The 23155-nt window shown below is 71.8% G+C and carries 22 protein-coding genes; all 22 read left to right on the plus strand.

What is annotated here, in order from left to right:
- The first annotated feature begins 115 nt into the window (after positions 1-115).
- The 22 genes from MUB56_RS13715 to MUB56_RS13820 all read left to right on the plus strand — a co-directional run bounded on the left by MUB56_RS13715 (position 116) and on the right by MUB56_RS13820 (position 23130).
- Positions 116-253 (plus strand): hypothetical protein, encoded by a 138-nt coding sequence (locus tag MUB56_RS13715; protein WP_244927581.1) that lies wholly within the window; start codon positions 116-118, stop codon positions 251-253.
- Positions 254-255: 2 nt separating this feature from the next.
- A complete protein-coding gene (gene rsmH, locus MUB56_RS13720; RefSeq protein WP_244927582.1) occupies positions 256-1224 on the plus strand; it encodes a 16S rRNA (cytosine(1402)-N(4))-methyltransferase RsmH in 969 nt (322 codons plus the stop codon).
- A 10-nt stretch (positions 1225-1234) separates the two neighbouring features.
- Positions 1235-1828, plus strand: a complete 594-nt coding sequence (locus tag MUB56_RS13725) for a hypothetical protein (RefSeq protein ID WP_244927583.1) — start codon at positions 1235-1237, stop codon at positions 1826-1828.
- 17 nt (positions 1829-1845) lie between these two features.
- On the plus strand, positions 1846-3642 hold the full coding sequence (locus MUB56_RS13730; protein WP_244927584.1) for a penicillin-binding protein 2: 1797 nt from the start codon (positions 1846-1848) through the stop codon (positions 3640-3642).
- Positions 3643-3679: 37 nt separating this feature from the next.
- Positions 3680-5236, plus strand: coding sequence for a UDP-N-acetylmuramoyl-L-alanyl-D-glutamate--2,6-diaminopimelate ligase (locus MUB56_RS13735; protein ID WP_244927585.1), 1557 nt, complete (start codon positions 3680-3682; stop codon positions 5234-5236).
- Positions 5233-6321, plus strand: coding sequence for a phospho-N-acetylmuramoyl-pentapeptide-transferase (mraY, locus tag MUB56_RS13740; protein ID WP_244927586.1), 1089 nt, complete (start codon positions 5233-5235; stop codon positions 6319-6321). Before MUB56_RS13735 ends, mraY begins: the two co-directional genes overlap by 4 nt.
- The gene (locus MUB56_RS13745; RefSeq protein ID WP_244927587.1) at positions 6318-7280 is read left to right on the plus strand and encodes a hypothetical protein; all 963 of its coding nucleotides are present in this window, start codon (positions 6318-6320) and stop codon (positions 7278-7280) included. The genes mraY and MUB56_RS13745 overlap by 4 nt, the downstream gene beginning before the upstream one ends.
- Before the next feature lie 70 nt (positions 7281-7350).
- Positions 7351-8592 carry a putative lipid II flippase FtsW gene (gene ftsW, locus MUB56_RS13750; RefSeq protein WP_244927588.1) on the plus strand — a complete coding sequence of 414 codons (1242 nt, stop codon included), beginning with the start codon at positions 7351-7353 and terminating at the stop codon, positions 8590-8592.
- Positions 8593-8605: 13 nt separating this feature from the next.
- Positions 8606-9688, plus strand: a complete 1083-nt coding sequence (murG, locus tag MUB56_RS13755; RefSeq protein WP_244927589.1) for an undecaprenyldiphospho-muramoylpentapeptide beta-N-acetylglucosaminyltransferase — start codon at positions 8606-8608, stop codon at positions 9686-9688.
- Positions 9685-11034 (plus strand): UDP-N-acetylmuramate--L-alanine ligase, encoded by a 1350-nt coding sequence (murC, locus tag MUB56_RS13760; RefSeq protein WP_244927590.1) that lies wholly within the window; start codon positions 9685-9687, stop codon positions 11032-11034. The genes murG and murC overlap by 4 nt, the downstream gene beginning before the upstream one ends.
- Positions 11027-11803, plus strand: coding sequence for an FtsQ-type POTRA domain-containing protein (locus tag MUB56_RS13765; RefSeq protein WP_244927591.1), 777 nt, complete (start codon positions 11027-11029; stop codon positions 11801-11803). Before murC ends, MUB56_RS13765 begins: the two co-directional genes overlap by 8 nt.
- Before the next feature lie 196 nt (positions 11804-11999).
- The gene (ftsZ, locus tag MUB56_RS13770) at positions 12000-13184 is read left to right on the plus strand and encodes a cell division protein FtsZ (RefSeq protein ID WP_244927592.1); all 1185 of its coding nucleotides are present in this window, start codon (positions 12000-12002) and stop codon (positions 13182-13184) included.
- Positions 13181-13879, plus strand: a complete 699-nt coding sequence (locus tag MUB56_RS13775) for a YggS family pyridoxal phosphate-dependent enzyme (protein ID WP_244927593.1) — start codon at positions 13181-13183, stop codon at positions 13877-13879. Before ftsZ ends, MUB56_RS13775 begins: the two co-directional genes overlap by 4 nt.
- 61 nt (positions 13880-13940) lie before the next feature.
- Positions 13941-14462 (plus strand): cell division protein SepF, encoded by a 522-nt coding sequence (gene sepF, locus MUB56_RS13780; RefSeq protein ID WP_244927594.1) that lies wholly within the window; start codon positions 13941-13943, stop codon positions 14460-14462.
- A 52-nt stretch (positions 14463-14514) separates the two neighbouring features.
- On the plus strand, positions 14515-14808 hold the full coding sequence (locus MUB56_RS13785; protein ID WP_244927595.1) for a YggT family protein: 294 nt from the start codon (positions 14515-14517) through the stop codon (positions 14806-14808).
- A 128-nt stretch (positions 14809-14936) separates the two neighbouring features.
- Complete coding sequence (locus MUB56_RS13790) at positions 14937-15686, plus strand: DivIVA domain-containing protein (protein ID WP_280637281.1); 750 nt, start codon at positions 14937-14939, stop codon at positions 15684-15686.
- A 168-nt stretch (positions 15687-15854) separates the two neighbouring features.
- Positions 15855-16751: a TraR/DksA family transcriptional regulator gene (locus MUB56_RS13795; RefSeq protein WP_244927597.1), complete on the plus strand. Its 897-nt coding sequence runs from the start codon at positions 15855-15857 to the stop codon at positions 16749-16751.
- Entirely contained in the window at positions 16724-17284 is a 561-nt protein-coding gene (gene lspA / locus MUB56_RS13800; protein WP_244927598.1) for a signal peptidase II, read from the plus strand. The genes MUB56_RS13795 and lspA overlap by 28 nt, the downstream gene beginning before the upstream one ends.
- Positions 17281-18216 carry an RluA family pseudouridine synthase gene (locus MUB56_RS13805; protein ID WP_280637282.1) on the plus strand — a complete coding sequence of 312 codons (936 nt, stop codon included), beginning with the start codon at positions 17281-17283 and terminating at the stop codon, positions 18214-18216. The genes lspA and MUB56_RS13805 overlap by 4 nt, the downstream gene beginning before the upstream one ends.
- A complete protein-coding gene (locus MUB56_RS13810; RefSeq protein WP_244927599.1) occupies positions 18206-18916 on the plus strand; it encodes a GNAT family N-acetyltransferase in 711 nt (236 codons plus the stop codon). The genes MUB56_RS13805 and MUB56_RS13810 overlap by 11 nt, the downstream gene beginning before the upstream one ends.
- A gap of 150 nt (positions 18917-19066) precedes the next feature.
- Positions 19067-22621, plus strand: coding sequence for a DNA polymerase III subunit alpha (gene dnaE / locus MUB56_RS13815; RefSeq protein ID WP_244927600.1), 3555 nt, complete (start codon positions 19067-19069; stop codon positions 22619-22621).
- Positions 22606-23130, plus strand: coding sequence for a hypothetical protein (locus MUB56_RS13820; RefSeq protein WP_244927601.1), 525 nt, complete (start codon positions 22606-22608; stop codon positions 23128-23130). Before dnaE ends, MUB56_RS13820 begins: the two co-directional genes overlap by 16 nt.
- Positions 23131-23155: the final 25 nt, after the last annotated feature.

A 23155-nucleotide genomic window follows, 5' to 3' on the forward strand; every position in this document is an offset into this window, starting at 1 on the left:
TCACTCGCCAGCTGGGATCACTTCCCCGGTTCCAGACGGCGACTTCCCCGGGAGAGCGGGCAGGGACCTGGCCCTGCGGATCCGTTTCGGGACAGCTTCACCGGATGGGGTCGAGATGAGCAGCACGCCAGTGAACGACGTACGGCGGGTGCGCCACCAGGCGCGCGACGCCGTGGTCCTGATGACCTTCTCCGCCGTCGTGTCGGTCGGAGCCGCCCTGGCCGTCGTCGTCCTCACCCACCTCGGGCACTGAGCATGGCCCGTCCCCAGCACGTCCCCGTCCTCCTGGACCGGGTCGTCGCCCTCCTCGCGCCGGCCCTGGGGCGCGACGGCGCGGTGCTCGTCGACTGCACCCTCGGCCTCGGCGGCCACACCGAGGCCGTCCTCGAGCGGGTGCCGACCGCCCGGGTGATCGGGGTCGACCGCGACCCGGCCGCCCTGGAGCTCGCCGGTGCCCGGCTCGCGCCGTACGGCGACCGGTTCACCGGCGTGCACGCGGTGTACGACGAGCTGGCCGACGTGCTCGAGGACCAGGGCCTGGCCTCGGTCGACGCCGTCCTCTTCGACCTCGGGGTCTCCTCGATGCAGCTCGACGTCCGCGAGCGCGGCTTCGCCTACGCCGAGGACGCGCCCCTCGACATGCGCATGGACGGCACCACCGGCCCGACCGCCGCCGACGTGCTCAACACCTACTCCGCCGCCGAGCTGACCCGGGTGCTGCGCGACTACGGCGAGGAGAAGTTCGCCCGCAAGATCGCCGGCGCCGTGGTCCGCGAGCGCGAGACCCAGCCGTTCACGACCTCGGGCCGCCTGGTCGAGCTGCTGTACGCCGAGATCCCCGCACCCGCCCGCCGTACCGGTGGACATCCCGCGAAGCGCACCTTCCAGGCGCTGCGGATGGAGGTCAACGACGAGCTGGCCGTGCTCCGGCGCGCGATGCCCGCCGCGATCGGCGCGATCGGCGTCGGCGGCCGGGTCGTCGTCGAGTCCTACCACTCGCTCGAGGACCGGCTGGTCAAGCAGGCGTTCACCGCCGTGACCCGCTCCGAGGTCCCCCTCGACCTGCCGTTCGTGCCCGAGGGCAGCGAGCCCGCACTCCGGCTGGTCACCCGAGGGGCCGAGAAGGCCGACGCCACCGAGACAGCGCAGAACCCCCGAGCCGCGTCCGTGCGGCTGCGGGCCGTCGAACGAGTCCGTCCCCCTTCCCCGGGAGCCCCGTCATGAGCAGTGCCCGATGAGCAGTCCAGCCTCCCAGCTGCGATCCCGCGTCCCGCGGATCGCCGGTGCCGCCGTCGAGCGGGCCCGCCTCACCGTGGTGCCGCGCACCCGGGCGGTGCGCGCGGCCCGGGTGCCGTTCGTGCTGTTCGTCAGCCTGATCCTGCTGCTCGGCGTGGTCGGCCTGCTGATGTTCAACACCTCGATGCAGCAGGCGTCCTTCACGATGGGCACCTACCAGGAGCGGGCCACCAGGCTGGCCGCGCGCGAGGAGCAGCTCAACGCCGAGCTGGAGGACCTGCGCGATCCCGAGCGGCTGGGTGTGAAGGCGCAGCGCCAGGGCATGGTGCTGCCCGACTGCACCGGCTTCCTGCACACCGCCACCGGCACCGTCGGCGGCGCGCCGTGCCCGACCGTGGGCGCCAAGCTCCCGCTCGGGCAGCGCGAGCCGAAGGTCCCGAAGGCACTCGACCCGGACCCGATCGTCGTCTCGTTGCCGCCCACGCCCCCCGCGGCGACCACGGCAACCCCGCCGCCGGGCGTGTCCTCCGACGCCGCAGTCGATCGGGGAGATAAGCAGGACAAGCGCAAGTCCAGGAACCGCAACCGCTGATGGGTCGAGGGAGCACCGTGAGCCGAGACCGTCAGCCGGTCACCGCCCGGGGGAGCCTGCGAGGGTCGCCGCACGTGCGGCTGCGGATCGGGTTCATCCTGATCGCCATGGTGCTCTCGGCGTTCGGTGCCCGCCTGGTGCAGCTGCAGGGGCTCGACCCGAACGGCTACGCCGCGATGGCGGCCGCCGAGGGCCTCGCCGAGGTGGTGCTGCCCGCCGAGCGCGGTGACATCCTCGACCGCAACGGCGAGCCGCTCGCGGACTCCGGCGACGGCGCGATGGTGGTCGCCGATCCCTCGCTCACCGCGAAGGAGGCACCCGCTCTCGCGAAGTTCCTGGCCAACCGGCTCGACGTCGACTACTTCAAGATCCTCCCGCTGCTGCGAGGGCAGCGCGAGAAGGGCAGCCGGTTCGAGTACATCGCACGGCAGGTCCCGGCCGCGCAGGCCAACGCGGTCGTCGACGCCGCCAAGGAGAAGAAGTACGACGGGCTGTGGACCGAGCGCGACCCGGTGCGGCAGTACCCCGCGGACGACGTGGCCGCCAACCTGATCGGCTTCGTCGGCACGCCCGACGCGGAAGGGCGCTACCGGCCGCTGGCCGGCATGGAGCTCGCGTTCGACAAGGTGCTCTCCGGCACCGACGGTGAGGCGACGTACCAGCGCGGCGCGGGCAGCAAGATCCCGCTCGGCGACAACACCACGGTGCCGGCCGTCGACGGCCAGGACATCATCACGACCGTCGACCGCGACCTGAGCTGGTACACCCAACGGGTGCTCCGCCAGACCGTCGAGTCCGCGGGTGGCTCCTCGGGCTACGCGATCGTCCAGGACACCCGGACCGGCGAGCTGCTGGCCGTGGCCGACTACCCGACCTTCAACGCCAACAAGCCGGCCGACTCGCCCCGGTCGAACCGGATCTCCCGGGCGCTGAGCGACCCCTACGAGCCGGGCTCGGTGGCCAAGGTGCTCTCGCTGGGCGCGCTGCTCGACACCGGACGGGTGAGCCCGCGCCTGAAGCTGACGGTGCCGGGCCAGCTGCAGCGGCAGGACCGGCCGATCGGCGACTGGTTCGACCACGGCACCATCCGCCTGACCCTGGCCGGGGTGCTCGCGAAGTCGTCCAACATCGGCACGGTGCTCGCCACCGACCAGTTCGAGGCCGGCGAGCTGCGGTCCTACCTGGAGCGGTTCGGGCTGGGCAGCAAGACCGGGATCGGCGTGCTCGGCGAGACGGCGGGCATCCTGGGCGGGCCGAGCTCCTGGACCAGCCAGGCCGAGGACCGGATCAGCTTCGGCCAGTCGGTCTCGGTGAACGCCGTCCAGATGACCGCGGCGGTCAACACGATCGCCAACGGCGGCGTCCGGGTCGATCCCAACATCGTCAAGGGGTCCGCGACGATGGCCGACGGCACCGTGGTCGGCACCGACACCGCCACCAAGGAGCGGGTGATCAGCGAGCGCGCCGCCGACCAGATGTCGCGGATGATGGAGCGGGTCGTCGACCCCGAGGCAGGCGTCGCGCCCGGCGCGGCCGTGCCCGGCTACCGCGTCGCCGGCAAGACCGGCACCGCGCAGCGCGTCGGCGACAAGTGCGCCTGCTACGACGGCTCGACCACCGTCTCGTTCGCCGGCTTCGCCCCGGCCGACGACCCGCGGTTCACCGTCTACGTGGTCGTCCAGGAGCCGAGGAAGGGCAGCGGCGGCGGCTCGGTCGCCGGCCCGGCGTTCTCCAAGATCATGGGCTACGCCCTGCGCCAGTACGGCGTGGCGCCGACCGGCGCCGCACCCTCGACGCTGCCGGTCGAGTGGTGATCGGCCCCGCGTCGGGGCCGGATAGCCTCGTCCGGTCATGACCGACCCGCTCCTGCCGCGCCCCCAGCACCCGCCCCGTACCTCGACGACCGACCTGGCCGCCTTCCTGGGCGTGCCCGCTCCCGCCGCCGAGGCGGTCGTGACGGGGGTGTCGCTGAGCTCCCAGCGGATCCGCCCCGGTGACCTGTACGCCGCCCTGCCGGGCGCCCGCGCGCACGGCATCGACTTCGCCGGACAGGCGGTCGCCGCCGGTGCGGTCGCGGTGCTGACCGATCCCGCGGGGGTGGACCGGGCTCCGGTCGGCGTACCCCTGCTGGTGGTCGACAGTCCGCGCGGCGTGCTCGGCCGGCTCAGTGCCGAGGTCTACGGCAACCCGGCCGAGCGGCTGCGGATGATCGGCGTGACCGGCACCCAGGGCAAGACGACGACCACCCGCCTCGCCGAGGGCGGACTGGCGGCGGCGGGGGTGACGGTGGGGGTGATCGGCACGCTCGGCACCCGGGTCGCCGGCGTCGAGGTGAAGACCGCGCTGACCACCCCCGAGGCCCCCGACCTGCACGCGCTGTTCGCGCTGATGCTGGAGCGCGGCGTCGAGGCCTGCCTGATGGAGGTCTCCAGCCACGCGCTCGTGCTCGGCCGCGTCGACGGGGTCGTCTTCGACGTGGCGGTGTTCCTCAACCTCGGTCGCGACCACCTCGACTTCCACGAGACGGTCGAGGACTACTACGCGGCGAAGGCCTCGCTCTTCACCCCCGAGCGCGCCCGCCGCGCCCTGGTGAACGTCGACGACGAGCACGGCCGCCGGCTCGTGGCGGAGACGGCCCTGCCGGTCGCGACGTTCTCGGCGAGCGGTGCCGCCACCGGTGCGGCGGCCGACTGGCGGGCCACCGACGTGGTCGCCCATCCCAGCGGCTCGGAGTTCCGCGTCCAGGCCCCGGACGGGCGGCGGCACACGGCCGGCGTGCCGCTCGCGGGGGCGTTCAACGTCGCCAACGCGCTCGCGGCCGTCGCGGCGGCGGGCGAGGCCGGACTGGACGCCGCCCGGGTCGCTGCCGGCATCGCGGGACTCTCCGGGGTGCCGGGTCGCCTGGAGCGGGTCGACGCCGGCCAGGACTTCGAGGTCGTCGTCGACTACGCCCACAAGCCCGACGCGGTCGAGGCGGCGATCCGCACGCTCCGGCCGCTGACCGACGGCCGGCTGATCGTGGTCCTGGGCGCCGGCGGCGACCGGGATCCCGGCAAGCGGCCGATCATGGCCGAGACCGCGGCCCGGCTCGCCGACGTGCTCGTCGTCACCGACGACAACCCGCGCTCCGAGGACCCCGCCGCGATCCGGGCCGCGATGCTGGCGGGCACGAGCGACGCGGTCGCGGAGGTCGTCGAGGTCGGCGATCGCCGTACCGCCATCGCCGAGGCGCTCGGCCGGGCGCAGGCCGGTGACATCGTCCTGGTGGCGGGCAAGGGCCACGAGACCGGGCAGGAAGTGTGCGGTGTCGTACACCCGTTCGACGACCGCGTGGTGGTGCGCGAGGAGCTGGCCCGGATGAGGAAGAATGCTGGGTCGGACACGACGAGGAACGAGAGGGACCGATGAGAGCGATTCTGGTCGGCGGGGGACTGGCCCTGCTGATCTCGCTGCTCGGCACCCGCTTCGCCATCCGGCGGTTCACCGAGTGGGGCTACGGCCAGGAGATCCGCGACGACGGCCCGACCACCCACCACACCAAGCGGGGCACCCCCACCATGGGCGGGGTGGTCATCATCCTGGCCACGCTCGTGGCCTACTTCGCGGCGAAGCTCGTCACCGGGACGATGCCGACGGCCTCCGCGATGCTGCTGCTCTTCCTCTTCGTCGGGATGGGCCTGGTCGGCTTCCTCGACGACTTCATCAAGATCTACAAGCAGCGCAGTCTCGGCCTGCGCAGCAAGGCGAAGATGGTCGGACAGACCGTCATCGCCCTGGTCTTCGGCTACCTCGCCCTCTCCGACCACCTGGAGGACGACCGCGGCCAGTCGCCCGCCTCGCACCACATCTCGTTCATCCGCGACTTCGAGAGCTGGGCGCTGCCGACGGTCGTCGTGCTGCTCCTGATCTGGTTCGTGGTCACCGCGACCAGCAACGCCGTCAACCTCACCGACGGCGCGGACGGGCTGGCGACCGGAGCCAGCGTGATGGTCTTCGGCGCCTACACGCTGGTCAACATCTGGCAGAACAACCAGTGGTGCGGCCAGGCCGACATCACCTACGGCAAGTGCTACGAGGTCCGCGACCCGCTCGACCTGGCCATCATCGCCGCGGCCATCACCGGGGCCTGCTTCGGCTTCCTGTGGTGGAACGCCGCGCCGGCCCAGATCTTCATGGGCGACACCGGCTCGCTGGCCCTCGGCGGCGCGCTGGCCGGCTTCGCGATCCTCACGCGCACCGAGCTGCTGCTGGTCATCCTGGGCGGGCTCTTCGTGGTCGAGACGGTCTCGGTGATGCTGCAGGTCAGCTGGTTCAAGGTCACCAAGCGGGTCACCGGCACCGGTCGGCGCCTGTTCCGGATCGCGCCGATCCACCACCACTTCGAGATGGTCTGGGACGAGATCACCGTGGTGATCCGGTTCTGGATCATCACCGGCCTCTGCGTCGCCGGCGGGCTCGGCATCTTCTACGCCGAGTGGGTCGCCGGCACATGAGCGACCCGGCCGGACTCGGCCGCCACGACCCCTGGGACGGCGTCCGCGCGGTGGTCGCCGGCTTCGGAGCGGCCGGCTTCGCGGCCGCCGACAACCTCACGCACCTCGGCGCGAGCGTCACCGCGCTGGACGAGTCCTCCGCGGGCCGCGAGGAGGAGGCCGAGCTCCTCGAGGTGCTCGGCGCGACCGTCCGGCTCGGGGAGGGCGCGACCGCGCGCCTACCCGACGACGTCGACGTGGTGATCGGCTCGCCCGGCTGGGACGAGTCGCCCCTGCTGCTCCAGGCCCGGGAGCGCGGCGTACCGGTCTGGGGCGAGCTCGAGCTCGCCTGGCGGCTGCGCGACCCGGCCCACCCCGCGCCGTGGCTGTGCGTGACCGGGGCCCGCGACCCGGGTCGCAGCGTGCGGATGCTTGAGGCGATCCTGGTGGCCGGCGGCCTGCGCTGCGCCGCCGCCGGGGCCGGGGCCGGCGGGCTGCCGATCGTCGAGGCCGTCATGGACCCCGAGCCGTACGACGCCCTCGCGGTCGGGCTCACCGGCGCGCAGCTGGCCGGAGCCGGGCCGATGAGCGCCGCGTCGGCCGCGGTCCTCGACGTCGGGGCCGAGACCGGCCTCGGCCGGGTCTACGAGCAGGTCCGGGACGCCTGCGTCTATCTGGCGTCGGAGCCCGTGACCGAGGACCTGGTCCGCGAGGCCGACGTCGTCGAGGGTGCCAGGGCGATCGGGATCACCCTGGGCGCGCCCGGCGTCGGGATGCTGGGCGTGGTCGAGGACCTGCTCGTCGACCGGGCGTTCATCGCCGAGCGCGACACCAGCGCCGCCGAGCTCTGCTCGATCGGCGACCTCCCCGACGCGACGCCCGAGGTGGTCCAGGACGCGTTGGTCGCTGCCGCCCTCGCTCGGGCCCACGGCGTCGGACAGGTCGCCGTCCGCGACGGTCTGCGGACGTTCCGCGGCTGACCCCGCACCCTCTTCGCGACACGCTCCGGATGTGCCGGGCATCGAGCCGGGCGACGGTGAAAATGGCCCGATGACCGCCACCGTCGAGGCCCCGAGAGAGACCGCCCGACGGTTCCGACCCGGTCTCCGGTGGTTCACGGCGGCCCGCGAGGCGCTCGACCGGCCGCTGACGACGTACTACCTGCTGCTCGGCTCCTCGGCGCTGCTGCTCACCATCGGCCTGATCATGGTGCTGAGCTCGTCGAGCGTCTACTCCTTCGGCGAGTTCGGCGACTCCTACGCCGTGGTCAAGCGGCAGCTGATGTGGGTCGTCATCGGGGTGCCGATCGCCTGGCTGGCGAGCCGGATGCCGCAGAGCTGGATCCGGCAGCTCACCTACCCGGCGTTCTCCGTCTCCCTGCTGCTGCTGCTGCTCACCGTGTTCTTCGGCGTCGAGCGCAACGGCAACAGGAACTGGCTGGGCGTCGGCTCGCTGGTCATCCAGCCCTCCGAGGTCGCCAAGCTGGCGCTGGTCATCTGGGCCGCCCACATCTACGCCAACAAGGAGCGCCGGCTGCGCGACCTGCACCAGGTGATCGTGCCGGTGGTGCCCGGCATGCTGCTCGCGACCGCCCTGGTCCTGGTCGGCAGGGACCTCGGCACCGCGCTGGTGCTGGTGGCGATCATGATCGGGATGCTCTGGGTCGTGGGCGCCCCGGGCCGGTTCTTCACCATCAGCCTGTTCTCGATGGGCGCGGTCGTGCTCGCGCTGGCCGCCACCGACCAGGAGCGACTGGGCCGGATCGCCGGCTTCACCGACCCGTTCCGCGACTTCAACAACACCGGCTGGCAGCCCGCACACGGGCTCTACGCCCTCTCCTCGGGCGGCATCTTCGGCGAGGGCATCGGCGCGAGCCGGCAGAAGTGGGGCACCCTGCCCGAGGCCCACACCGACTACATCTTCGCGGTGCTCGGCGAGGAGCTCGGCCTGATCGGCACCCTCCTGGTGGTGCTGCTCTTCCTCACCATCGCGTACGCCGCGCTGCGGGTCGCCCGCGAGACGGCCGACCCGTTCGTCCGCTACGCCACGTTCGGCATCGTCGTCTGGCTGCTCGGCCAGATGATCATCAACGTCGGCATGGTCCTGGCGCTGCTGCCCGTCATCGGCATCCCGCTCCCGCTGGTCTCCTACGGCGGCTCGGCCCTGCTGCCGTCCCTGGTGGCGCTCGGCCTGGTCATCGGGTTCGCCCGCCGGGAGCCGGAGGCGGCCCGGGCCCTGGCCCAGCGCCGCAAGGCCCGCTCCGCCGGTCTGTCCGCAGGCCGGCGTACGTAGGGTCGTCCTCGATATGCGCGTTCTACTCGCCGGCGGCGGTACCGCCGGCCACACCTCGCCCCTGCTCGCCACCGCCGACGCCCTGCGTCGGCTGGACCCGTCCGTCGAGATCACCTGTCTCGGCACGCCCCGCGGTCTGGAGAACACCGTCGTCCCCGCGGCCGGCTACCCCCTGGAGCTGATCCCGCCGGTGCCCCTGCCGCGCAAGCCCAGCGTCGACCTGCTGCGGGTGCCCGGCCGGCTGCGCGGCGCGGTGCGGGCGGCCGCCGAGGTGATCGAGCGGATCCGACCCGACGTGGTCGTCGGCTACGGCGGCTACGTCTCGATGCCCGCCTACCTCGCCGCTCGCCGGGCCCGGGTGCCCGTGGTCGTCCACGAGGGGAACGCCCTGCCCGGCCTGGCCAACAAGGCCGGCGCCCGGGTCGCCGCCCGGGTCGCCGTCAGCTTCCCCGAGACCCGGCTCCCGAAGGCCGAGTACGTCGGCCTGCCGATCCGTCGGATGATCTCCACCCTCGACCGGGCCGAGCTGCGGGCCGAGGCCCGCGAGTTCTTCGCCCTCGACCCCGACCGGCCGACCCTGGTCGTGACCGGCGGCTCGCAGGGAGCACGCCGGCTCAACCAGTCGGTGGCCCGCGCTGCCCGAGCCCTCGGCGACGCCGGGGTGCAGGTGCTGCACGTCGTCGGCCCGAACGGCGAGGCGATCCCCGAGCCGACCTCCACGCCGTACGTCGTGGAGAGGTACGTCGACCGGATGGACCTCGCCCTCGCGGCCGCCGACCTGATGGTCTGCCGGGCCGGCGCCAACAGCGTCACCGAGGCCGCCGCCGTTGGCGTGCCCGCGATCTTCGTCCCGCTGCCGCACGGCAACGGCGAGCAGGCCCACAACGCCCGCCCGGTGGTCGACGCCGGCGGCGCGCTGCTCGTCGCGGACGCCGCGTTCACCCCGGAGTGGGTGGCGGCGACCGTGCCCGGCCTCGCGACCGACCCCGAGCGCCTGGCCGCCATGAGCGCGGCTGCGGCGGGGCTGATCCCGCGCGACGCCGACGAGAAGCTCGCCCGGATCGTCGTGGAGGCCGCGGCGGGACCGGCCCGATGAGGGTCCCGGTCCCCGAGGACGTCCTGCCGGCCGACCGGCTGGGCCGGGTGCACTTCGTCGGCATCGGCGGTGCCGGGCTCTCCGGCATCGCCCGGATCATGCTCGCCCGCGGGATCGTGGTCAGCGGCAGCGACGGCGTCGACTCGCCGACCCTCGACGCGCTGCGCGAGGCGGGTGCCGTGGTGCACCTCGGCCACCAGGCCGCACACGTCCACGACGTCGACACCCTCGTGGTGTCCACCGCCGTCCGCGAGGACAACCCGGAGTACCTCGAGGCGGTCCGGCAGGGCCTGCGGGTGCTGCCGCGCTCGGCCGCGCTGTCGGCCGTGATGGCCGGTCGCCGGGTGCTCGCCGTCGCGGGCACCCACGGCAAGACGACGACCACCTCGCTGCTGACGGTCGCCCTCCAGGCGGCCGGCGCGGACCCGACGTACGCCATCGGCGGCGAGCTGGCCGCCACCGGTCGCAACGCGGCCGAGGGCAGCGGCGAGCTCTTCGTGGCCGAGGCCGACGAGAGCGACGGCGCCTTCCTCCACTACGCGCCGTACGCCGCGATCGTCACGAACGTCGACGCCGACCACCTCGACCACTGGGGCACACCGGAGGCGTACGCCGCCGCCTTCGACGAGTTCGCCGACACCCTCGACCCCGCCGGCTTCCTGGTCTGCGTCGTCGACGACCCGGGTGCAGCCGCGCTGGCCGAGCGGCAGCGGATCGCCGGCCGCCGGGTCGTGACCGTCTCGGCGCGCGAGCCCGGCCCGCTGGCCGGCGTACGGCTGTGGTCGCCGGGCGAGCACTACCTCGCCGACGCGCTCGCGGCGCTGGCCGTCGGCCGCGAGCTCGGCTTCGCCGAGGCGGACCTGGTCGGCGGCCTGGTGTCCTACACCGGCACCAAGCGACGCATGGAGCTCAAGGGCGAGGTCGCGGGGGTGCGGGTCTACGACAGCTACGCCCACCACCCGACCGAGATCGTCGGCGACCTGCAAGCGGGGCGCGCGCTGGCGGGGGAGGGTCGGCTGGTCGTCGCCTTCCAGCCGCACCTGGTCTCGCGCACCCGGATCTTCGGCACCGCGATGGGCGAGGCGCTCGGCGCGGCCGACGAGGTCGTCGTGCTCGACGTCTACCTGGCCCGGGAGGACGCCGACCCTGCCGTGACCGGTGCGCTGGTCGCCGACGCCGTACCCCTCCCGCGCGAGCGCGTCGCCTTCGTGCCCGGCATCGAGGAGGCGGCCCGTGAGCTGGTGCACCGGGCTCGCCCCGGTGACCTCGTGCTGACGCTCGGCGCGGGTGACGTGACCCGCACCGGGCCGCGAGTCCTCGAGCTCCTCGAGGACGCCGGTGGCTGAGCGTCGGCCCCCCGATCCGGTGAGCGCCGCCGAGCGCACCCGTCGCCGGTTCGCGCGCCGGCAGTGGCGCCGCCGCTGGCTGGCGTGGCGCTACGTCGCGGGCATCGTCGTACTCCTGGGGCTGGTGGGCGGGAGCGTGTACGCCGTCTACTTCTCGACCTGGCTGTCGGTGCAGGGCGTCGAGGTCGCGGGCACCCGCACGATCTCCGAGGACGTGGTCCGCGACGCCGCCCGGGTGCCCGAGGGGGAGCCGCTGGCCACCGTCGACCTGAACGCCGTCCGGTCCCGGGTCGAGTCCCTGGCCGACGTCCGCGCCGCCGACGTGACCCGGCAGTGGCCCGATCAGGTGCTGGTCCGGATCGAGGAGCGGGAGCCGGTGGCCGTCGTCGAGATCGGCGGCCAGATCCGGGGGATGGACGACACTGGCGTGCTCTTCCGCCGCTACCGCTCGGCGCCCGACGACCTGCCGCTGGTCAAGGCCGGGCCGGAGGCCGACAGCGAGACCCTCCAGGAGGCGGCGACCGTGATCGCGGCCCTCCCGGCCGGACTGGTCGGCGAGGTGGCCCGACTCGAGGTCGACACGGTCGACGAGATCCGGCTGGTGCTGCGCGGCGACCGCCAGGTGATGTGGGGGAGCGCGGACGAGTCGGAGCTGAAGGCCGAGGTGCTCGGCGGCCTGCTCCGGCAGGAGGCGCGCTGGTACGACGTCAGCGTGCCCTCGCGGCCGGCGACGTCGAACGAGCCGGCCGGAGCCGCGGCGGATCGCTGAGCCCGCCCCGGCGTGTCTGCGAGATCCGGGGTGCGCGGCTGCCTACTGTCGTGACCACGGCGAGGTTGACATAACTATAACCCTCAGGCTGAGGGTCAGAGTTGATGGACACGTCGGACAGACATCTGAACCGTCTCTGCGCGAGCGATCGCAGAACCACCCCGATCGAGACACCCCCACCCGAAAGGCAGCCACCGTGGCAGCAGCACAGAACTACCTGGCCATCATCAAGGTCGTGGGCATCGGTGGCGGTGGCGTGAACGCCGTCAACCGGATGATCGACGTCGGCCTCAAGGGCGTCGAGTTCATCGCGATCAACACCGATGCGCAGGCGCTGCTGATGAGCGACGCCGACGTGAAGCTCGACATCGGCCGCGAGCTCACCCGCGGCCTCGGTGCCGGAGCGAACCCCGACGTGGGCGCCCGGGCCGCCGAGGACCACGCCGAGGAGATCGAGGAGGTCATGAAGGGCGCCGACATGGTGTTCGTGACCGCCGGCGAGGGCGGCGGCACCGGCACCGGCGGCGCACCCGTCGTGGCCCGGATCGCCCGATCGCTCGGCGCGCTGACGATCGGCGTCGTGACCCGGCCGTTCGCCTTCGAGGGCCGGCGTCGGGCCAACTCCGCCGAGGAGGGCATCGCCGCGCTGCGCGAGGAGGTCGACACCCTCATCGTCATCCCCAACGACCGACTGCTCTCGATCAGCGACCGCAACGTCTCGGTGCTCGACGCCTTCAAGCAGGCCGACCAGGTGCTGCTCCAGGGTGTCTCCGGGATCACCGACCTGATCACCACCCCGGGCCTGATCAACCTCGACTTCGCCGACGTGAAGTCGGTGATGGCCAACGCGGGCTCCGCGCTGATGGGCATCGGCTCCGCGCGCGGCGAGGACCGCTCGGTCCAGGCGGCCGAGATGGCCGTCTCCAGCCCGCTGCTCGAGGCCAGCATCGACGGCGCGCACGGCGTCCTGCTCTCGATCGCCGGTGGCTCCGACCTCGGCCTGTTCGAGATCAACGAGGCCGCGGCGTTGGTCGCCCAGGCCGTGCACCCCGAGGCCAACATCATCTTCGGTGCGACGATCGACGACGCGCTCGGCGACGAGGTCCGAGTGACCGTGATCGCCGCGGGCTTCGACGGCGGCACGCCCAAGAAGCGGGACGAGGGCACGGTGCTGCGTCGCGAGCCCCGCCCGCAGCAGACCCAGGAGGAGACCCGGGAGCGCGCCACGGTCGCCGCCGCGCCGGCTCCGCGTCCTGCCGAGACCCAGCCCCCCCAGACGTTGCGTCCGAGTCAGCCCGCGCCCGCCCAGGCTCCCCGGCCGGCGCCGCGCCAGGTGCAGTTCGACGATGACGAGCTGGACGTGCCCGACTTCCTCAAGTGAGTCGCCACGAGGAGGTCGCCGCCGGCCTCGCCTCGGTCCGGGGAAGGATCGAGAAGGCCTGTGCGGCGGCCCGAAGGGACGCCGAGGAGGTGACGCTGGTGGTCGTGACGAAGTTCTTCCCGGCCTCCGACGTCCGCCTCCTCGCCGACCTCGGTGTGGTCCACGTCGGCGAGAACCGGCACCAGGAGGCGGCGGCCAAGGCGGGGGAGTGTGCGGACCTGCCCCTGGTCTGGCACTTCATCGGCGGCCTGCAGAGCAACAAGGCGGCCGCCGTGGCGTCGTACTCCCAGGTCGTCGAGTCGGTCGACCGGCGCAAGCTCCTCGCCCCGCTCTCGCACGGCGCCCACCAGGCCGACCGCGAGGTCGAGGTGCTGCTCCAGGTCAGCCTGGACCCGCCCGACCGGGCGGGTCGCGCAGGCGCGGACCCCGCCGACGTGGCGGGGCTCGCGGCGGCGGTCGAGGAGGCCGAGGGGCTGGCGCTGCGCGGGCTGATGGCCGTGGCGCCGCTGGGCGAGGATCCCGCCACGGCGTTCGCGCGGCTCGCCGACGTACGCCGCGAGCTGCTCGCCGACCATCCGCACGCGGACTGGCTGTCCGCGGGCATGAGCGGGGATCTAGAAGAGGCAATCCACGCCGGCGCGACACACGTGCGCGTCGGCTCCGCGGTCCTCGGTTCGAGGGCCCCGGTCCAGTAGTGTCCCGATCACCAGGAGTGTGTCCCGGTGCCGGGGCGCCAAGTACGGAGGGCGACAAGTCATGAGCGGCGCGATGCGCAGGATCGGTGAGTACCTCGGCCTGGTCGAGGACACTGGCCGGTACGACGACGAGTACGACCAGTACGACGGCGACGACGACTACACGCAGGAGACTCAGGCGGTCGCCACCCGGCCGAGCCGGGCACCCAAGACCCGCGAGGCCCGGGCCGGCACGCCCGCCCCGGTCGCCGACCTGGCCGAGCGCCGGCGTCCGAGCGTCGCTCCGGTCGGCTCCGTGGCGGAGCTCTCCCGGATCGTCACCCTGCACCCGAGCACCTACAACGAGGCGCGCACCGTCGGCGAGCACTTCCGCGACGGCACGCCGGTGATCATGAACCTCACCGAGATGGACGACTCCGACGCCAAGCGCCTGGTCGACTTCGCGGCGGGCCTGGTCTTCGCCACCCGGGGGACCATCGAGCGCGTGACCAACAAGGTCTTCCTGCTCTCGCCGGCCAATGTGTCCGTGACCGCCGAGGACAAGCGTCGCATCGTCGAGGGCGACTTCTTCAACCAGAGCTGAGGCCCCTCGCGGGGGGTCGGGTTCGCAGCCAACGCAGGAGCGCAGTTCTCAGGTGGAAGCCGTCGGCAACATCCTTCTGATCGTCCTCTACGTGTTCTTCGGGATGCTCTGGATCCGGTTCATCGTGGACTGGGTGCAGATGTTCGCGCGCGGCTGGAGTCCGCACGGCGCGCTCCTGCTCCTGCTGGAGGTCGTCTACACCACCACCGACCCGCCCATCAGGGCGCTGCGTCGGGTGATCCCGCCGCTGCGGCTGGGGAGCATCGCCCTGGACGTCAGCTTCCTGATCGTCATGATCTCCACCTACGTGCTGATCGCGTTGGTGCGCTCGTCCTTCGGTGGCTGACACCGCCGCCGCCCAGGGCTCGTCCGTGCCCAGGGTCGCCGAGTGGGTCGCTGAGTCACACCCGTCCCACAGCAGGCGCTATTGTTCGACGGACAGTTCTACTTCTCGACGAATGAATGGGTGAGGTCATGCCACTGACGCCTGAGGACGTGAGTAACAAGCGGTTTACTCCCGTCCGGCTTCGTGAGGGCTACGACATGGGCGAGGTGGACCAGTTCCTCGACGAGGTCGAGGCCGAGCTCGCGCGGCTGACCAAGGAGAACGACGACCTGCGCGCCAAGCTCTCCTCGGCGCAGTCGGGTGCCCCGGTCCCGACTCCCGAGCCGACGCCTCCGCCGGCCCCGGTCGTCGAGAAGGCCCCGGAGCCGGAGCCGGAGCCGACCCCCGTGGCCGCCCCCGTGGTGGCCGCCAGCCCGGTCGAGACCATCCGGATCGAGACCGTGCCGCAGGCCTCCAACGCTGCTGCCCGGCTGCTGGAGATCGCCACCCGCAACGCGGACGAGCTCGTCGACGAGGCCAAGAACGAGGCCGACGAGATCGTGGGCTCGGCGCGCACCCGCGCCGAGCGCCTGGAGACCGAGGCCAAGGCCAAGGCCGACCGCCTCGAGGCGGACGCCCGCACCCGCGCTCAGATGCTGGACTCCGAGACGGCCGAGCGCCGTCAGCAGATGTTCGGTGAGCTGGAGCGCGAGCGTGACCGGCTCAGCGGCGAGGTGGAGACGCTGCGCTCCTTCGAGCGTGAGTACCGCTCGCGGCTCAAGAGCTACTTCACCCAGCAGCTGGAGTCGCTCAGCGGCTCCGGTGAGACGGCCGCGCCGACCGACGAGCCCCCGGCTCCGAAGCGGCTCCGCTCGATCCTGGGCGACGACGAGGCCTGAGTTCCTCGACCAAGCTAGACCCGGACGGCCGGCCCCCTTGGGGGCCGGCCGTTCCGCATGTCGGACTCCTCTGTCCGGTGTGCCTCCTGTCAGGGGTTGCCCGGAGCGGCTACTGTCCGTGCACACCCGTGGCCCCGCCACGTGTTCGGCCCCGGATGGAGGCAGTCGATGACTCGCAGCACCAGGAAGTCGCTGGCCGGTCAGGCGGCCACGGCCGCACGCAAGGTGATCTCGCGGCGATCCGCCAAGGCGGCGTCCGAGCCGCCCGAGACGACCACGGCGAAGAAGGCGACGCCGACCAAGAAGGCCGCGTCCGCCAAGAAGGCGACGCCGGCCAAGAAGGCGACGCCCGTGAAGAAGACCGCACCGGCCACGAAGGCGGCGCCGGCCGCGAAGGCGACGTCGGCGAAGAAGGCGGCGTCGACCAAGAAGGCGACGTCGGCCAAGAAGGCGGCGCCGACCAAGAAGGCAGCGCCGGCCAAGAAGTCGACGCCTGCCCAGAAGACCGCTCCCGCCAAGAAGGCGACACCGGCCAAGAAGTCGACGCCTGCCCAGAAGACCGCTCCCGCCAAGAAGGCGACGCCGGCCAAGAGGGCGACGCCGGCCAGGAAGGCGACGCCGGCCAAGAAGGCAGCGCCCGCGAAGAAGACGGCGGCCAGGAAGGCTCCTGCGAGCGCCCTGGTCGTCAAGGACGGCGAGTCGCCGTGGACCAAGTCCGAGCTCGCGGAGGTGCTCTCCGAGCTCCACGACCAGCGCACCCACAGCGCCGAGATCGTGAGTGCCCAGGAGGTCGAGCTCTCCGGCCTGATGCGCGACTCGGGTGACGGGGCCGGGCACGACCAGGCGGACGTCGGCGCGTCGAGCTTCGAGCGGGACTACGAGATGACCGTGCTGGCCATGGAGCGGGAGAAGCTGGCCCAGATCGACCATGCGCTGACCCGCATCGACGACGGCACCTACGGCGTCTGCGAGTCCTGCGGTCAGCCGGTCGGCAAGATGCGGCTGATGGCGTTTCCCCGTGCGACACTCTGCATGACATGCAAGCAGCGCGAGGAACGTCGCTGAGCGACATCGAGACCCCGTCCGGCGTTCGCCGGTCTCCGCGTCCGTGGACCCTGTTCGCGGCGCTGGCCGCGGCCCTGTACGTCGTGGACCAGGTCTCCAAGTGGCAGGCCGAGAAGCACCTCGAGGGCCGCGACGACGTCTCGGTGATCGGTGATCTCCTGCAGCTCCGGCTGGTCTACAACCCGGGCGCGGCGTTCAGCCTCGGCACCGAGTACACCGTCGTCCTCAGCTGCGTCGCGATCGTCGCCGCCGTGGCCGTCGTGTGGTTCAGCCGCCGGTTGGGCAGCACCCTGTGGGCCGTCGCCCTGGGCTTCCTCCTGGCCGGTGTCTGCGGCAACCTCACCGACCGGCTCCTGCGTGACCCGGGGCCGCTGCGCGGTCACGTGGTCGACTTCCTGATGCTCCCGAACTGGCCGATCTTCAACGTCGCCGACATCTGCATCAACGTCGCCGCCGCCCTGATCCTGGTCCAGGCCTTCCGCGGTGTCCGTCTCGACGGCACCCGCACGACCGACGAGGAAACTGACGCGTGACCCAGGTTGACCACCGGACGTTGTCGGTGCCCGACGGTCTCGCGGGCGAGCGCGTCGACGCCGCGATGGCCCAGATGTTCGGGCTCTCGCGCACCCGCGCGGCCGACCTGATCGCCCAGGGCCAGGTGCAGGTCGACGGTCACTCCGTCGGCAAGAGCGACCGGGTGCTGCCCGGGTCCCTGCTCGACGTGACCTTCCCGGCGACGACCAACCGGCTCGAGGTCGTGCCCGAGGTGGTCGAGGGGATCGGGATCATCCACGACGACGAGTCGATCGTGGTCATCGACAAGCCGGTCGGGGTCGCCGTACACCCCTCGCCGGGCTGGAGCGGCCCGACCGTGGTGGGCCACCTTGCCGGCGCCGGGTTCCGGATCGCGACCAGCGGTGCCTCGGAGCGACAGGGCATCGTCCAGCGTCTCGACGTCGGGACCTCGGGCGTGATGGTGATCGCGAAGTCCGAGCACGCCTACTCGCTGCTGAAGAATGCCTTCCGTCAGCGCACCGTCGACAAGACTTACCACGCACTGGTCCAGGGTCATCCCGACCCGCACGAGGGCACCATCGACGCCCCGATCGGCCGGCACCCCAAGGCCGACTACAAGTTCGCCGTGATGGCTGACGGTCGGCCCAGCGTCACCCACTACGAGACGCTCGAGGCGCACCGGTTCGCGAGCCTCCTGGAGGTTCACCTGGAGACCGGTCGCACCCACCAGATCCGGGTGCACCTGTCCGCGCTCAAGCACCCCTGCGTCGGCGACGTCACCTACGGCGCCGACCCGACCCTGGGCAAGCGGGTCGGTCTGGAGCGGCAGTGGCTGCACGCCGTGCGTCTCGGCTTCGAGCACCCCGACAGCGGTGAGCACGTCGAGTACGAGTCGTCGTACCCCGACGACCTGGCCCACGCCCTCGCCGTGATCCGAGATGCCCACTGAGGCCGACCCCGCGCTGCTGCTGAGGCCGGCCGGCGAGGCCGACGACCGAGCGGTGGCCGAGGTCCACCTGGCCGCCCGGCACGCAGCCGTGCGCTCGGGCGCGATGCCGCCGTCGGTGCACCCCGACGAGGACACCCGCTCGTGGCTCGCCGCCCGGCTGCGTGAGGACGAGGTCTGGCTCGCCGAGTCCGAGCGGCGCGTGGTGGCCTACGCCCGCTTCACGCCGACCTGGCTCGACGACCTCTACGTGCTCCCGTCGTACGCCGGCCGCGGCGTCGGCTCGGCCCTGCTCGACCTGGTCAAGGCGCAGCGTCCGGGCGGCTTCTGCCTGTGGGTCTTCGAGACGAACACCCCGGCGCGGGCGTTCTACGGCGGGCACGGCCTGGTCGAGCTGGAGCGCACCGACGGGACGGCCAACGAGGAGCGCGCTCCCGACGTCCGGGTGGCCTGGCCGGGGGAGGACCCGCTGGGCTTCCTGCGGGGGCTCATCGACGACGTCGACGCCGACCTCGGGGACCTGCTCGAGCGCCGGGTGGCGCTGACGGCGGCGGTCCAGGGGATCAAGCACGACCGCACGCGCGACCCGGACCGCGAGCGGGCGATCGCCGCGACGATGGCCGAGCGCGCGCCCACGCTGGGGTCCGAGCGACTGGCGCGGATCATGCACGCCGTGATCACCGAGAGCCTCGACGCGAGCTGACCGGCGCCGCCGGGATTGTCGGCGGCGGGTGCCAGGATGAGGTCCTGCCGTCGCGTAGGCTGACGTCCTTCCCCCAGGATCGTTTGCCGACGCCTCCGGCTGCTGATGCTACCTGTCCGAACTGTTGCTGCCGAGGAGCGCTCCGCGACGATGTCGACCGGTTCGAAGGACTCGTTCGTCCACCTGCACGTGCACACCGAGTACTCCATGCTCGACGGTGCCGCGCGCCTGGGTCCGATGGCCGAACGCGCGGCCGAGCTGGGCATGCCCGCGATCGCGATGACCGACCACGGCAACGTGTTCGGCGCCTACGAGTTCTACTCGAAGGCCAAGAAGGCCGGGGTCAAGCCGATCATCGGCATCGAGGCCTACTTCGCGCCCAACATCTCCCGCAAGGAGCGCAAGGGCGTCAACTTCTACGACGGCGGCCCCGACGACGTCTCGGCCCGCGGCGCCTACACCCACATGACGCTGCTCTCGGAGTCCACCGAGGGCATGCACAACCTGTTCCGGCTCTCCACCGGTGCCTGGAGCGACGGCTTCTTCAAGCACCCCCGGATGGACCGCGAGCTGCTCGCCCAGCACGGCAAGGGCATCATCGGCACCACCGGCTGCCCCTCGGGCGAGGTCCAGGTCCACCTGCGCTACGGCCAGTACGAAGCGGCCCGCAAGGCCGCCGGCGACTTCCAGGACATCCTCGGCAAGGAGAACTACTTCCTGGAGCTGATGGACCACGGCCTCGACATCGAGAACCGTGTCCGCGACGGCCTGCTGCGCCTCGGCAAGGACCTGCAGATCCCGCTGGTGGCTACCAACGACTCCCACTACGTCAACCGCGAGGACGCCAAGTCCCAGGAGCACCTGCTCTGCATCAACTCCGGCTCGACGATGGACATCCCGGCCGGCGACGGTCCGGGCCAGCGGTTCGCGTTCAGCGGCGACGGCTACTACATCAAGAGCGCCGAGGAGATGCGGGCGCTGTGGGTCGACAAGTACGACCTGCGCGAGGCCTGCGACAACACGCTGCTGATCGCCGAGCGCTGCGACGTCGAGTTCACCGAGGGCAACGGCACCTACATGCCGCGCTTCCCCTGCCCGCCCGGGGAGAACGAGGACTCCTGGCTGGTCAAGGAGGTCGAGAAGGGGCTGCGCTTCCGCTACCCGAACGGCATCCCCGACAAGGTGCGCAAGCAGGCCGAGTTCGAGATCGGCGTCATCACCCAGATGGGCTTCCCGGGCTACTTCCTGGTCGTCGCGGACTTCATCAACTGGGCCAAGGACAACGGCATCCGGGTCGGTCCGGGCCGCGGCTCGGGTGCGGGCTCGATGGTCGCCTACGCGATGCGGATCACCGACCTCGACCCGCTCGAGCACGGCCTGATCTTCGAGCGCTTCCTCAACCCCGACCGCGTCTCGATGCCCGACTTCGACATCGACTTCGACGAGCGCCGACGCGGCGAGGTCATCCGCTACGTCACCGACAAGTACGGCGACGACCGGGTCTCCTACATCGTCACCTACGGCACCATCAAGGCCAAGCAGGCCGTCAAGGACTCCAGCCGGATCCTGGGTTACCCGTTCGCGATGGGCGACCGGATCACCAAGGCGATGCCGGCTGCGGTGATGGGCAAGGACGTCCCGCTCAACGACATCTTCGACCCGGCCCACAAGCGCTACGGCGAGGGCGGCGAGTTCCGGGCCCTCTACGAGGGCGACAACGACGTCAAGAAGGTCGTCGACACCGCCATCGGCATCGAGGGCCTCAAGCGCCAGTGGGGCGTGCACGCCGCCGGCGTGATCATGTCCAGCGAGCCGCTGGTCGACGTGATCCCGCTGCTGAAGCGGCCCGCCGACGGCGCGATGATCACCCAGTTCGACTACCCCACCTGTGAGGGCCTCGGCCTGATCAAGATGGACTTCCTGGGGCTGCGCAACCTGACGGTGCTCGACGACGCGGTGAAGAACATCAAGGCCAACCGCGACATCGACGTGGTCCTGGAGGAGCTGCCTCTCACCGACCCGACCACCTACCAGCTGCTCCAGCGCGGTGACACCCTCGGTGTCTTCCAGCTCGACGGCGGTCCGATGCGCGCGCTGCTGCGCAGCATGCGCCCCGACCTCTTCGAGGACATCTCCGCCGTCGGCGCGCTCTACCGGCCGGGCCCGATGGGTGCCGACTCCCACAACAAGTACGCCCGCCGCAAGACCGGCCGCGAGCCGGTCGAGGCGATCCACCCCGAGCTGGCCGAGCCGCTCGCGGAGATCCTGGGGGAGACCTACGGTCTGATCGTCTACCAGGAGCAGGTGATGGCGATCGCCCAGAAGCTCGCGGGCTACAGCCTGGGACAGGCCGACATCCTGCGCCGCGCGATGGGCAAGAAGAAGAAGGAGGAGCTGGACAAGCAGTTCGCCGGCTTCTCCGCCGGCATGCAGGAGCGCGGCTACTCCATGGCCGCGGTCAAGACCCTGTGGGACATCCTGCTGCCGTTCTCCGACTACGCCTTCAACAAGGCGCACTCCGCGGCGTACGGCCTGGTGTCGTACTGGACGGCCTACCTGAAGGCCAACTACCCGGCCGAGTACATGGCCGCGCTGCTGACCTCGGTCAAGGACGACAAGGACAAGTCGGCGATCTACCTGAACGAGTGCCGCCGGATGAAGATCCAGGTGCTCCCGCCGGACGTGAACTCCTCCTCGGCCAACTTCACCCCGGTCGGCACCGACATCCGCTTCGGGCTGACGGCGGTGCGCAACGTCGGCGCCAACGTCGTCGACGGCATCGTGGCCGGCCGCGAGGAGAAGGGCCGCTACGCCGACTTCAACGACTTCATGGAGAAGGTCCCCGCGCTGGTCTGCAACAAGCGGGTCATCGAGTCGCTGATCAAGGCCGGCGCCTTCGACGAGATGAAGCACGTGCGCCGCGCCCTGGTCGCGATCCACGAGACCGCGGTCGACCAGTACGTCGACATCAAGCGCAACGAGGCGATCGGTCAGGACTCGCTGTTCGGCGGTCTCGACGAGTCCGCGGGCGGCGGCTTCGGGATCTCGGTGACCATCCCGGACATCCCCGAGTGGGACAAGATGACCCTGCTCGGCCACGAGCGGGACATGCTCGGCCTCTACGTCTCCGACCACCCGCTGCTGGGTCTGGAGCACGTGCTCGCCAACACCTCCGACTGCACCGTCGGACAGCTGATGCTCGACGAGGACCGGCAGGACGGTTCGCCGATCACGATCAGCGGCCTGATCACCTCGGTGCAGCGCAAGATCACCAAGCGCGGCGACGCCTGGGCGATGGTCACCCTGGAGGACCTCGACGGCGCCATCGACGTGCTGCTCTTCCCGAGCTCCTACCAGCTGGCCAGCACCTACCTGGTCGAGGACGCGATCATCACGGTCAAGGGCCGGCTCTCCAAGAGCAAGGACCAGCCGGAGATCCACGGCCAGGACGTCAGCGTCCCCGACATCTCCGACGGGCCCAGCGGTCCGGTGGTGATCAGCCTCCCGCAGACCCGGTGCACGCCACCGGTGGTGGCACAGCTCAAGGACGTCCTCGGCACGCACCGCGGCACGACCGAGGTGCGGCTGCGTTTGCTCAACCGAGATAAGACCTTGGTCATGGCCCTGGAGAACCGTGTCACGCCGAGCTCGGCGCTCTTCGCCGACCTCAAGCAGCTGCTGGGGCCCGGTTGCCTGACGAGCTGAGCGAGGCCCGCCGCGACCGGCGGGCGCCGATTGCGCAGGCGCTCGCCATCCTGGCGCTGTTCACCGCGCTGGGTGCCGTCGCCGGCTGGGTGTGGTTCCGGGTCTGGGACGCCCCGCCCGGTGTCGTCTCGGACCACACCTGGTACCCCGACCCCTACATGCCGGGCCGACAGGCCGAGTTCGACGCGATCGCGCTCTACGTCCTGGTGGCCCTGGCCGCCGGGGTGCTCGGCGGCGTGGTCTGCGCGCTGGTGCTGGACCACACCGAGGTCGTGACCGTCGTCGCCCTCGCCGTGGGGTCCTGCCTCGCCGCCTGGGTGATGGCCAGGGTCGGGATGTCGCTCGGTCCCACGGATCCCGAGGTGCTGGCGAAGACGGCGGCTGACGGCACGAGGCTTCCCGGCCATCTGGTCGTCGACGGCCTCAGCCCCTACGTCGCGCTCCCGGTCGGAGCGCTCGCCGCGGTGCTGGTCGTGCTTCTCGCGACTCTCGGTCGACGCCTGCGCTGAGGACGTCGGGGACCCGGGAGCCGAG

The sequence above is a fragment of the Nocardioides sp. W7 genome (assembly GCF_022919075.1).
Lineage (GTDB): Bacteria > Actinomycetota > Actinomycetes > Propionibacteriales > Nocardioidaceae > Nocardioides.